Source organism: Flavobacterium sp. WC2509, assembly GCF_052683105.1.
This window is the reverse complement of record NZ_JBQZFG010000001.1, coordinates 3,590,550-3,602,565: the sequence shown is the minus strand read 5'-3', so window position 1 is coordinate 3,602,565 and position 12,016 is coordinate 3,590,550. Positions and strand designations below refer to the sequence as shown.

The 12,016-nt window shown below is 32.8% G+C and carries 18 protein-coding genes; 16 read left to right on the top strand and 2 right to left on the bottom strand.

What is annotated here, in order from left to right:
- Positions 1–220: 220 nt before the first annotated feature.
- The 3 genes from rlmD to ACUN3A_RS15075 are packed head-to-tail and all read left to right on the top strand — an operon-like array spanning position 221 to position 2,983.
- Positions 221–1,633, top strand: coding sequence for a 23S rRNA (uracil(1939)-C(5))-methyltransferase RlmD (rlmD, locus tag ACUN3A_RS15085; RefSeq protein ID WP_445552108.1), 1,413 nt, complete (start codon positions 221–223; stop codon positions 1,631–1,633).
- An 11-nt stretch (positions 1,634–1,644) separates the two neighbouring features.
- Positions 1,645–2,184 carry a DUF6452 family protein gene (locus ACUN3A_RS15080; protein WP_445552107.1) on the top strand — a complete coding sequence of 180 codons (540 nt, stop codon included), beginning with the start codon at positions 1,645–1,647 and terminating at the stop codon, positions 2,182–2,184.
- On the top strand, positions 2,156–2,983 hold the full coding sequence (locus tag ACUN3A_RS15075; protein WP_445552106.1) for a DUF6048 family protein: 828 nt from the start codon (positions 2,156–2,158) through the stop codon (positions 2,981–2,983). Before ACUN3A_RS15080 ends, ACUN3A_RS15075 begins: the two co-directional genes overlap by 29 nt.
- A gap of 88 nt (positions 2,984–3,071) precedes the next feature.
- On the opposite strand, the gene ACUN3A_RS15070 is transcribed toward ACUN3A_RS15075, so the two are convergent.
- Positions 3,072–3,308, bottom strand: a complete 237-nt coding sequence (locus ACUN3A_RS15070; RefSeq protein WP_445552105.1) for a hypothetical protein — start codon at positions 3,306–3,308, stop codon at positions 3,072–3,074.
- Between the two features lie 117 nt (positions 3,309–3,425).
- Positions 3,426–4,586, bottom strand: a complete 1,161-nt coding sequence (locus ACUN3A_RS15065; protein WP_445552104.1) for a THUMP domain-containing class I SAM-dependent RNA methyltransferase — start codon at positions 4,584–4,586, stop codon at positions 3,426–3,428.
- Between the two features lie 192 nt (positions 4,587–4,778).
- Between ACUN3A_RS15065 and ACUN3A_RS15060 the strand changes: the two genes are divergently transcribed.
- The 13 genes from ACUN3A_RS15060 (at position 4,779) to nrtS (ending at position 12,014) form a co-directional block, all read left to right on the top strand.
- Positions 4,779–5,543 carry a class I SAM-dependent methyltransferase gene (locus tag ACUN3A_RS15060; RefSeq protein ID WP_445552103.1) on the top strand — a complete coding sequence of 255 codons (765 nt, stop codon included), beginning with the start codon at positions 4,779–4,781 and terminating at the stop codon, positions 5,541–5,543.
- 58 nt (positions 5,544–5,601) lie between these two features.
- Positions 5,602–6,270 carry a ZIP family metal transporter gene (locus ACUN3A_RS15055; RefSeq protein WP_445552102.1) on the top strand — a complete coding sequence of 223 codons (669 nt, stop codon included), beginning with the start codon at positions 5,602–5,604 and terminating at the stop codon, positions 6,268–6,270.
- A gap of 245 nt (positions 6,271–6,515) precedes the next feature.
- Positions 6,516–6,980, top strand: a complete 465-nt coding sequence (locus tag ACUN3A_RS15050) for an OsmC family protein (protein WP_445552101.1) — start codon at positions 6,516–6,518, stop codon at positions 6,978–6,980.
- A 161-nt stretch (positions 6,981–7,141) separates the two neighbouring features.
- On the top strand, positions 7,142–7,954 hold the full coding sequence (gene murQ, locus ACUN3A_RS15045) for an N-acetylmuramic acid 6-phosphate etherase (protein WP_445552100.1): 813 nt from the start codon (positions 7,142–7,144) through the stop codon (positions 7,952–7,954).
- 16 nt (positions 7,955–7,970) lie between these two features.
- Positions 7,971–8,432: a hypothetical protein gene (locus ACUN3A_RS15040; RefSeq protein WP_445552099.1), complete on the top strand. Its 462-nt coding sequence runs from the start codon at positions 7,971–7,973 to the stop codon at positions 8,430–8,432.
- Positions 8,433–8,438: 6 nt separating this feature from the next.
- Positions 8,439–8,657, top strand: a complete 219-nt coding sequence (locus ACUN3A_RS15035) for a DUF6095 family protein (protein WP_445552098.1) — start codon at positions 8,439–8,441, stop codon at positions 8,655–8,657.
- Between the two features lie 26 nt (positions 8,658–8,683).
- Positions 8,684–8,914: a hypothetical protein gene (locus ACUN3A_RS15030; protein ID WP_445552097.1), complete on the top strand. Its 231-nt coding sequence runs from the start codon at positions 8,684–8,686 to the stop codon at positions 8,912–8,914.
- Positions 8,899–9,213, top strand: coding sequence for a type II toxin-antitoxin system RelE/ParE family toxin (locus tag ACUN3A_RS15025; RefSeq protein WP_445552096.1), 315 nt, complete (start codon positions 8,899–8,901; stop codon positions 9,211–9,213). Before ACUN3A_RS15030 ends, ACUN3A_RS15025 begins: the two co-directional genes overlap by 16 nt.
- Positions 9,201–9,773, top strand: a complete 573-nt coding sequence (locus ACUN3A_RS15020) for a pentapeptide repeat-containing protein (RefSeq protein WP_445552095.1) — start codon at positions 9,201–9,203, stop codon at positions 9,771–9,773. Before ACUN3A_RS15025 ends, ACUN3A_RS15020 begins: the two co-directional genes overlap by 13 nt.
- A gap of 2 nt (positions 9,774–9,775) precedes the next feature.
- Positions 9,776–10,351, top strand: coding sequence for a DUF1572 family protein (locus ACUN3A_RS15015; protein WP_445552094.1), 576 nt, complete (start codon positions 9,776–9,778; stop codon positions 10,349–10,351).
- 228 nt (positions 10,352–10,579) lie between these two features.
- Positions 10,580–10,954, top strand: a complete 375-nt coding sequence (locus ACUN3A_RS15010) for a DNA topoisomerase IV (RefSeq protein ID WP_445552093.1) — start codon at positions 10,580–10,582, stop codon at positions 10,952–10,954.
- 57 nt (positions 10,955–11,011) lie between these two features.
- The gene (locus ACUN3A_RS15005) at positions 11,012–11,782 is read left to right on the top strand and encodes a TerC family protein (RefSeq protein WP_445552092.1); all 771 of its coding nucleotides are present in this window, start codon (positions 11,012–11,014) and stop codon (positions 11,780–11,782) included.
- 1 nt (position 11,783) lies between these two features.
- A complete protein-coding gene (nrtS, locus tag ACUN3A_RS15000) occupies positions 11,784–12,014 on the top strand; it encodes a nitrate/nitrite transporter NrtS (RefSeq protein ID WP_445552091.1) in 231 nt (76 codons plus the stop codon).
- Positions 12,015–12,016: the final 2 nt, after the last annotated feature.

Sequence of the window (12,016 nt, the reverse complement as noted above, 5' to 3'; positions counted from 1 at the left end):
CAACCTCGTTTAATTTCTTTTAAACGAGGTTTTGTTTTTAATATCATTTTTAATATTACTGAAACAGCAAATAACATTTGACAATTGCTGTCTTATAAAAACACATCCATTCAGTAAAATTATTTATTCCCTCAAATTCATTCAAAAGAAAAAATACTCCCTTTTCAAAAAAAAATAGAATTTAAATCTAAAAATAAATTCAAAGGCTTATTTTTGCGCCATGGCAAAGAAAAATACAGACAAAGTTGTCTTTCATCAAATAAAAGTCCTTGATGCAGGTGCAAAAGGCGTTTCGGTAGCAAAAGCTCCCGATGGTAAAGTAGTTTTTATCCCAAATGTAGTTCCTGGAGATGTTGTTGACGTACAAACTTTTAAGAAGCGTAAGGCTTATTACGAAGGAAAAGCCGTTCATTTTCATGAATTTTCAGAGCATCGTGTAGATCCAATTTGCGAACATTTTGGTGTTTGTGGTGGATGTAAATGGCAAAATATGAACTACGGCCAACAGTTGTTTTTTAAACAAAATGAGGTAAAAAACCATTTACAACGCATTGGTAAAATCGAACTTCCTGAATTTGAGCCGATTTTAGGTTCAGAAAAAAAGTTTTTCTATAGAAATAAAATGGAGTTTTCGTTTTCGAACAGCCGTTGGTTAACTGAGGCTGAAATTGGAAGTGAAGAAGACTTAGGTAACAGAAATGCACTTGGTTTCCATATTCCAAAAATGTGGGACAAAATTCTAGACATTAATAAATGTCACCTACAAGAAGATCCTTCGAATGCCATCCGAAATGAAGTTCGCGCTTTTGCAAACGAACATGGCTTGACTTTCTTTAATCCAAGAGCTCATGAAGGTTTATTGAGAACATTGATGCTGAGAACGGCTTCGACTGGAGAAATCATGGTTTTGATTCAGTTTTTTGAAAACGATAAAAAGAATCGTGAATTGATTTTGGATCACTTATACGAGAAATTTCCTCAAATTACTTCATTACAATATGTGGTTAATAATAAAGCGAACGACACTTTGTATGACACCGATATCAAATTATATAAAGGACGAGATTATATCCTTGAAGAAATGGAAGGTTTGAAATTTAGTATCAATGCTAAATCTTTTTACCAAACCAACTCGGATCAGGCTTATGAATTATACAAAATAACCAGAGATTTTGCAGGTTTAACTGGAAACGAAGTGGTTTATGATTTATACACAGGAACTGGAACCATTGCCCAATTTGTCTCTAAAAAAGCAAAAAAAGTTATTGGTGTAGAAAGCGTTCCAGATGCTATTAAAGATGCAAAAGCCAATGCGGAACGCAATAATATTGATAATTGTGAATTCTATGTTGGAGATATGAAAGTAGTTTTTAACGACGCTTTTATTGCACAACACGGGCAACCAGATGTCATTATCACCGATCCACCTCGTGACGGAATGCACAAAGATGTAGTAGAACAAATCATGAAAATTGGACCTCAAAAAGTAGTTTATGTGAGTTGTAATTCGGCTACACAAGCTAGGGATTTGGCTTTAATGGACGAAAAATACAAAGTGACTCGAGTGCGTCCAGTGGATATGTTTCCGCAAACGCATCACGTTGAAAATGTTGTACTTTTGGAAAGACGATAAGCCTCTATTACATGAAAAAAATAATTGCTTTTTTAATGATTCTTGGTTTTGCTTCCTCTAGTTGCGAACCAGATGATATTTGCGATCCCAATACTCCCACCACACCAAGGATGCTAATTCAGTTTTTCGATTACAGTAATGCATCGGTAAAGAAAAGTGTTACTAATCTAAAAGTAATTGGAGAAGGCATGACCGAAGGGGTTGTTTTGAGTCCAACTGCTATAGGTGATGAACGATATGTAACAAGTGCAGATAGTATATTACTTCCATTGAATACTGCCGCAGATCTTGTGAAATATAAATTCATAAACAATTACGGCAATAGAAATCCATTAATCGTAAACGAAGATAATTTAGAGTTTAAATATAGTCGTGAAAATTTTTACGTTTCAAGAGCTTGTGGCTTTAAAACCCTTTTTGATTTGGACAATACCAATCCTTTTACATTAACTGATGCGACACCCGCAGATCAAATGTGGATTAAATATGTGATAGTAGAAAAAGATAACATAACAAACGAAAATGAAACAATCATTAAAATATTCTTTTAGTTTTTTCTTTTTATTGTCGTTGTTTTTTGTTCAGGCACAAGAAAAAAATACTACTACAACTATCCCTCCGGAAATAATAGTTAAGGGTTCTAATGGAAGTACAACAACAGAAAAAAATCCAGAAAAAAAACTAGAGACTACAACAGATACTATAAAACCAAAAACAGACCGTTATGGTTTGATTATCGGTACTGATGTATTTAAAATTGTACGCTCTTTTTATGATTCCAACTATAAAGGATTAGCGTTTGTTGCTGACTATCGATTAACGAAAAAATATTATGCCTATGGCGAAATAGGAAGTGAAGATGTTACTGTTGAAGATCCTTTATTGAATACTACTACCAAAGGAGCATATCTAAAAGTGGGATTTGATTATAACGCTTACACCAATTGGCTAGATATGGAAAACCTAATAACAGTAGGAGTTCGATATGGTTTTAGCACTTTTAATGAGAGTCTAAACAATTATTCCATCTATAATCCGCATCCTTATTTTGATCAATCAACAAGCATCGAATCAGACAAGTCTTATAATGGTTTGACAGCAAATTGGCTTGAAGTAGCTGCTGGAATCAATGTAAAAGTCCTTAACAATATCTATGTTGGTTTTACTTTGCAATTGAAGGCATTAGTTACTAGTTCTGAACCAAACAATTTTGAAAGCCTTTATATTCCTGGATTTAACAGAACGTATGATGGTAATTTTGGAGCAGGATTTAATTATACCGTTTCGTATTTTATTCCACTTTACAAAAAGAAAGTGGTACCTGTAAAGTCCTCAACTAAGAAGAAATAGCTACGCTATAAAAAATAAAAACCATAAAAAAGAGTACAATTGATCTATAAAATTCAATTGTACTCTTTTTTTAAAATCTAAATAATATTTATCCTATTTCTTTAAGCCCCTTTACAAATAACCAAGACATGAATAACTTTTCTCCGTCTTTAGTTTTGGCAGCTTGGAATTTTGGAGCTAAAAGTGTTCCTGCTATAAATGCTGTCATAGAAATCCATATACCAGACAAATTAGTATATTGTTCAACCAAATATCTAAATGAAATAAACAATATAGCAAAACAGCCTAGATTATATAGAAACGCTCTTACTTGTAATTTTGTCATTTTTTTTGAGGTGCTAAGGTTCTGAGACTCTAAGATTTTGATGTTTTTTATCTTAGTAACTAGTTTTATCAAACCTTAAATTATTTGTTATTAAATCAGTTTCTGTTTTTTTTTAACTTATTCAGCAACCTGAAATTTAGTTCTCTTACTACCCTCATACATTTCGTATTTCACTAAACGAGCTTCAATGCTAGCATTGAACAGTTTAATTTTTCTAGAAGGTTTTAATCCAACAAATTTTAAGGCTTCCAAATTTCCTGTAATAAACCAAGCATTAGTCCCAGGATAATTTTTCTTCAACGTATCTCCAATATTTTTATAGAATTCTTCCATGTGAATATCCAAACGCTCATCATAAGGCGGATTGAAAACCACGTGCAATTTCCCTTCTGAAGTTTTTTCTGTATCAAAAAAGTTTTGTTCTTCTATTTTTACATATTCATCCAAATTGGCATTCTTCACATTATCCTTTGCTTTTTGAACTGCAGATGGTGCTTTATCATATCCTTTTATCGTGTAATGAAACTCACGAACTTTCTTCATCAAAGAATCCATAATTGAATCAAACAAATCATTATCCCAATCATTCCATTTTTCGAAAGCAAACTCTTTACGATTAATGTTTGCAGGGATATTACAAGCAATCATAGCTGCTTCTGCCAAAAAAGTCCCCGAACCGCACATAGGATCCAAGAAATCACTTTGGCCATCCCAACCTGAAAGCAGCAAAATTCCTGCTGCCAAAACCTCGTTTATAGGAGCAATATTAGTAGCAGTTCTATAACCACGTTGATGTAAAGAATTCCCAGAAGTATCTAACGATACCGAAACTTGGTCTTTATCAATATGAATGTTAATTCTTAAATCTGGAAAAGCTTTATCAATACTTGGACGTTGCCCCGTTCTTTCTCTAAACTGATCAACGATTGCATCTTTACACTTTTGAGACACAAACTCAGAGTGATTAAAATATTCCGAATGCATCGTTGTATCAATTACAAAAGTTTGATTAGCATTGATATATTTAGACCAATTCGTCCCACGAATCCCTTTATATAAAGATTGTTCGTCTTTTGCTTTAAAAAAATAAATTGGTTTTAAAATCTTCAAAGCAGTACGCAAAGACAAATTTGCTTTATACATAAAACCTTTATCCCCTTTAAAACTCACCATTCTCACCCCCTGCTCCACATCTTGAGCCCCCAGCATTGTCAACTCTTTTGCTAGTATTTCTTCAAAACCAAAAAAGGTTTTGGCAATCATCTTAAAATTCTCCATCTTTTTTTATAAGGTACTAAGTTTTAAAGATTCTGAGTTACTAATATTTGATAATTACATCAAATATTACTTAAGTCCCCTAGAACCTAAGTAACTCAGAACCATAGCAACTTTTATTATCGCTATAAACTACATAATTTTCTGCAAAAATACACTAAATTTGCGGGACTTAAATTAATTGAAAAAGAATAAATGTCCGATTCTACAAATAACAAAACACAAATCCACAACTGCGACCCAGAGAATTGGTTTGCTTCTTGGTTCGATAGTCCGTATTATCATATCCTTTACAAAGAAAGAAACTATAGAGAGGCCCAATTGTTTATGGATAATCTAACCCATTATCTCAATCTTCCAGAAAAAGCAAAAGTGTTGGATTTAGCTTGTGGCAAAGGTCGACATGCTATTTATTTGAACCAATTAGGTTTTGATGTTATTGGTGCCGATTTATCCGAAAATAGTATTGCTGAAGCTAATAAAAACCAAAATAAAAACTTGCATTTTCAGGTTCATGATATGCGTGAAAAGTTTGAAGATAAATTTGATGCCATTTTCAATTTGTTTACCAGTTTTGGTTATTTTGAAAATGATGAAGACAATTTTGTCACCTTAAAAGCCATGAAAGAAAGTTTAACAGAACATGGTTTTGCCGTAATTGATTTCATGAATGTTAATCAAGTAATTGCAAATTTAGTTCCTGAAGAAGTTAAAACAGTAGATGGTATTGATTTTAATATTAAACGTCATTTAACTGATGGACATATTTACAAGGTAATAGATTTTCATGATCAAGGACAACATTATCATTTTACAGAAAAAGTAAAAGCCTTAACACTAAACGATTTTGAAGTAATGATGGAAGAGGCTGGAATTTATCTCTTGGATATTTTTGGTGATTATAAATTAAAGAAATTCCATAAAACCGAAAGCGAACGATTAATTATGATTTTCAAATAGTTAAATTGTTTAACCGATTAAACGAATAAACAATTCAACAAATAAACGGCTAAAAAAAATGAATTACCTTTTACCCTTATTTTCCGTATTGATAGGTTATATTTTGGCTTTGTTCTTGAAACCAAAAAGCAAAACTAATCTTAAATTATTGTTAGCTTTTAGTGGTTCCTTTTTACTTTCGTTAACTGTGATGCATTTACTCCCAGAAGTTTATGAAAGTCACGACCACAACATTGGACTTTTCATTATGATTGGAATTTTATTTCAAATTATATTGGAATTTTTCTCAAAAGGAGCCGAACACGGACACGTTCACGGACATGATAAAATGTATCACATACCTTGGTTATTATTCATCAGTCTTTGTATTCATGCTTTTTTAGAAGGTTTTCCAGTAGGGCACCATCATGATTTAGCATTGGGGATTGCAATTCATCATTTTCCGATTGCTATAATTCTGACTATGTTTTTCATCAATTCTAAATTGAATAAAATAGCCATTTTTGTCTTTATGACCACCTTTGCTCTAATGACTCCAATGGGAACTTTAGTCTCTGATTTTTTTCCGCTGTTGAATAATTATTATCCTCAAATTACTGCTGTGGTTATTGGTATTTTATTTCACATTTCATCCACAATTATTTTTGAAAGTAGCGAAGGACACAAATTCAATATCGTTAAAGTTTCAATGATTGTAATAGGGATTGTGCTGGCTTATTTTTTATAAATTATTTCTTTAAAAAAATATTTTTCCGAACTATAAATTATCCGTTTGGATTTACTTCATTAGTTTATAAAGCTTATTTGGGCGTGACCCTTCGTAAAAACTACGGGTCGGGCTTTCCGTTCCCGCTTTTTTCTTTTTCAATTGCCTCGGGTTTAAACCCGAGGCAATTGAAAAAGAAAAAGAGCTCCACTTTAATCCCTCACGCAGCATAGTGCATAAAACAACTTTACATAAACATAAAAAACATGGGATTTAAGCATTTATTCAAAGTAAAATTAAATTGGGATTCAGTTAGTAAAGAAGCGATTTCAACCTCAAAACAATACCTCAAAACTCATCAAATTACCATTGAAGGAAAAGAAATTTTAAATATTTCGGCTGCTAAAGCATTCAAAGGTGATCCTAGTTTATATAATCCAGAAGATTTATTATTAAGCAGTGTCGTTTCTTGTCACATGATGTCGTATTTGTATGTTTGTTCTCAAAACGAAATTGATGTACTCTCTTATCAAGATGATGCAGAGGCAACACTAGAAGTTTTGGAAAATGGTTCGGGACGTTTTATTGAAGTGCGTTTATACCCAAAAGTTGTGATTCGGCAACAAGAAAAAATAGCCCAAGCCTTAACCTTGCATACTAAAGCAAACGAACTTTGTTTTATAGCTAATTCGTGTAATTTCAAAATTCTTCATTATCCGAGTTGCACATAATCAAAAACAAATAATAGATAAACAAATTAATAAAGTTTGACAGGGAATAAAAATTCAGTTTCCTAAAATTCATTTATAACTCGGTTGCTACTATTAATTTTTTTAAGTTTGTAAACACAAATAAACCGTAATTCTTTTGCGTGTTTGAACTTCAAATAACAATGACTTTTACCAAAACCACCGAGCAATCCTCCAAATACGAACATCTCGAAAAAATGTCGGTTCGAGAATTAATAACCAACATTAATCAGGAAGATCAAACTGTACCTCTTGCAGTAGAAAAAGCTTTGCCTCAGATAGAAACAGTAGTAACCGAAATTGTTTCCAAAATGAAATTGGGCGGACGATTATTCTACATTGGCGCAGGAACTTCTGGCCGTTTAGGAATATTAGACGCTTCTGAATGTCCTCCTACATTTGGTGTACCTTTTGATTTAGTTGTTGGTATCATTGCTGGTGGAGACACTGCTATTCGCAAAGCTGTAGAAAATGCCGAAGACAATGCAACTCAAGCTTGGCTAGATTTACAGGCATTTAATGTAAACGAAAACGACGTTGTGATAGGTATCGCCGCATCGGGAACCACACCTTATGTTATTGGCGGTTTAAAAGCCTGCAACGATAACAACATTAGCACTGGAAGTATTTCCTGTAACGCTGGAAGTCCGCTTTCGCAAACAGCAAAATTCCCTATCGAAGTCATTGTAGGACCAGAATTTGTAACTGGAAGCTCTCGAATGAAAGCCGGAACCGCCCAAAAATTAGTTCTGAACATGATTACCACTGCTACTATGATTCAGCTTGGAAAAGTAAAAGGAAACAAAATGGTGGATATGCAGTTAAGTAACAGCAAACTGGTTGATCGTGGCGTAAAAATGATCATGGGAGAAATTCCTGTAACTTATGAAGAAGGAGCTGAATTGCTTGCAAAATATGGCAGTGTTAGGAAAGCTGTTGACAATTGGAAAAAATAACTCATTTCAAAAAATAATGAAAAAAATAATTACTCTATTTACCATTTTTCTTTCAGCAATAGCTTTTTCACAAGAAATAACAATTGAAAAAAATCATTTTCTTCTAGAAGGGAAACAAATTTCCCCAAAGGAAGTCAAAACTTTATTAGCATCTAATACCGAAGCTTTGAACCTTTACAAATCGTCAAGAACCAAAGGGGCTATAGGAGGCTTTTTACTTGGATTTGGTAGTGGCTTAATCATTGCTGACCTAGTTTCTGGAGCATTGACAGATGTAAAATATCCAACTGGTGCTACTTATCTTGGAATAGCCTCATTAATTACTTCAATTCCTGTTTTATCAGGTAGAACAAAAAAATTAAATGACGCTCTTGCACTTTATAATGAAAGTTTAAAAAAGTCAGCTACTAACGATTCAAATTTTGAATTAAATATAATTGCCAATCAAAGCGGTTACGGCCTACAATTTCAATTTTAAAAAAAAATGGCAAACAAAGAATTATTAGCAAAGGGAATTAAATATTTAACTGGAGCCTTACCTCTAATGTTTATTGGCCCAACCGTGATTTATAATGCGTTTATGAACCAACACACCGATTGGCATTATTTGGTTTTAGCCATAGGAATTATTGCTTGTTTAGCTTCTATGTATTTAATGTTTGTGGGATTAAAAACAATAATGAAAGGCATATTTAACGACTAATTTGTATCTTTACAAAAATTGCAATTATGGACATTAAAGCGGAAATAAATTGGATTCATCAAGAAATCGACAAAGTAAAAGACCCTTCTTTTATTGAAAAGATGAAACATCTATTGCAGTCTATCAATTCAACATCAGAAACTACAATTGCTGAATACAATATCGATATTGAAAATGCATTAGAAAGTATTAAAAAAGGAAATTTTCATACAGAAGAAGAAGCAAAATCGATATCAAAAAAATGGGGAAGAAAATAATCTGGTCCAATGATGCTTTATTACAACTGGAAGATATTCACTTTTTTATTTTTTTCGAAAGTAAATCACTTCATATTGCCGATAAAGTAATTCACACCATTTTTGAAAGCACTGAAATCCTAAAAACCAGTCCAGAAATTTATAAGCTTGACGTTCAAAAATTCAATAATGACGGTAGCTTTAGAGTTTATAATATATACAACTATAGTATTTCTTATCGAATTACAGTTAGTTCTATTCAAATACTCCGTGTGAGACATAATGCACGTAAATCCAAAAAACTCCCATGGAAGACCTGATACACATTCAAAAAACATTTGAAAAAGTAACCTATATCGGTAAGAAGATTAACAATCGTGAATTTGAAGATTGCGTTTTTAAGAACTGCGATTTTTCGAATAGTGATTTTTCGAATAATAGTTTTATGGATTGTGAATTCATAGAATGTAATTTATCGATGACACAACTAGGCGGAACTAGCCTGAAGACTGTTCTCTTCAAAAACTGCAAACTAATGGGAATTCAATTTCAATCGTGTCAGGATTTTTTGTTCAATGTGCAATTTCAAGACTGCATTTTGGACTATAGTTCTTTTGCGAATAAAAAAATGCCAAAGACCAAATTCAATTCGTGTTCGATGAAAGAAGTTACTTTTATAGGAACTAATTTGACCCAATCAGTATTTGGGAACTGTAATCTGGATAATGCCATTTTTAACGATACACTTTTGGCAGGCGTTGATTTTACAACAGCTTACAATTACAAAATAGATCCCGAATTCAACCCAATGAAAAAAGCAAAATTTTCCAGTCAGGGAATCTCAGGGCTTTTGGATAAATACGACATAAAAATTGAGTAATCATGAACGCAACAACATCCTACCTTGAAAGCGTAAAAAAGCAATTTCTCTACTATAAAATGTTGGGAGAAAAAGCAATGGAGCAACTGGAACCAGAACAGCTTTTTGTATCTATCAACGAAGACACCAACAGCATTGCCGTGATCGTAAAACACCTTTCAGGGAATATGCTGTCGCGCTGGACAGATTTCCTTACTACAGATGGAGAGAAAGAAACGAGAAATCGGGATGGTGAATTTGAAAATAACTTGGCAACAAAAGACCAAGTATTGGCTACTTGGAATGAAGGGTGGAATTGTTTTTTGGAAGCTTTAGAGAGTTTACAACCAGAACAACTTTCTGAGATTATTTATATCAGGAATGAAGGTCATACGGTTATCGAAGCCATTAACAGACAACTGGCGCATTATCCATATCATGTTGGGCAAATTGTTTTTTATGCCAAACAATTAAAAAAGAACGATTGGAATAGTTTATCAATTCCTAAAAATAAATCGACTAACTATAATGCTGATAAATTTGCACAGGAGAAATCAATTAAAAATTTCACAGAAGAAGAATTTAGAAGATTGAAATAAAGGCAAAATTCAATGGTAATTACAATGACAATAAGTAATATCAATCTTAATGAATACTACTTGCCCCAGATGGAAGTGAAAACCCCACAGGGCTAAACCTTATTTTTTCTTGCCACAAAAGAGCGACCAAAGGAAGCTCCTTTTGTGGCATTAGAAAAAAAAGGGATAGACCGAGGAGTTGCAACGAAAAGCTGGATTAGGCACTAATAAAAATATAAAACCAAAAAAATGAAAAAAATAATCGTACTCCTCCCACTACTATCGCTATTATCTTGCTATGATGTCGAACGCAATTGTAAAGATTTCAAAACTGGAAAATTTAAATTTGAATATGAAATTGATGGCGTAAAAAAAACAACTGTATTTGAGCGCAATGACAGTATTGAAATTGAGACTTTTGAAGGCAAAACTGATACTTCAACGGTTCGTTGGGTAAATGACTGCGAATACGTTTTGCAGAAAAAACACCCGAAAAATAAGGCGGAAGAGAAGGCAATCGACATGAAAATCTTGACAACTTCAAAAAATTCCTATACCTTTGAATTTGGGATGGTAGGCAACGATTCGAAGCAAAAAGGAACGGTAACGAAAATTTCAGATTAAACAATAAAGATTTCAGATTACATAAACTCATAATTTTAAACCCCATAATAATATAAAATGGAAGTATTTTTGAACCCAGATGCGTGGATTGCCTTATTAACATTGACTTTTTTAGAAATTGTTTTAGGGATTGACAACATCATTTTTATCTCTATCGCAACTGGAAAATTAGCTATTGAAGACCGCAAAAAGGCCACCAAATTAGGTATGTTTTTAGCGATGTTCATGCGAATAGCGTTATTGTTTGGGATTAATTTTTTGACTCAAATGAAGAAACCTTGGTTCACCATTGATTGGAGTTGGTTGCAAGCTGGAGTTACAGGACAAAGTATAATTTTATTATTAGGTGGATTGTTCTTGATTTACAAAAGCACCAATGAAATTCGGGAGAAAGTAGACGAAAAAGGCCATGAGGAAAAGGAATTGGGTAAAGCAGCAGCAAAATCTTTCCAGAGTGTTATTCTTCAAATTATAATGATTGACTTGGTTTTCTCTTTTGATAGTATTTTGACCGCAGTAGGAATGACTAACGGGGTTGAAGGTGCTTTGGTTATCATGATTACAGCTGTGATAATTTCGGTTTTAATTATGATGCAGTTTGCTGTTCCTGTTGGGAATTTTGTAAATAAACACCCTTCTATTCAAATATTAGGATTATCCTTTTTGATTTTAATTGGATTCATGTTATTGACAGAAAGTGCACATTTGGCAAACGCTCTTATTTTTGGAAGTCATGTAACTCCTGTTCCAAAAGGATATTTATATTTTGCAATTTCGTTCTCTTTATTTGTAGAAATAATAAACATGAGAGTGACTAAAAAGAAATAATATGCTTTCAAAAAACATAAAAAACGCATTGATTATTGCTGTTGTAGTGGGAACTATTTTGAATACAATTAACAGTTATGACGTGATATGGGAAAGCAATTTTACGTTTAGAAATGTTTTAAGAATCGTATTGACGTACATAACTCCGTTTTGTGTTTCTTTATATTCTTCTACATTAGCATCAAAAGCATTTGAAAAAACAATTACTAAAGACACAGTTACCGAAAAGTAGCT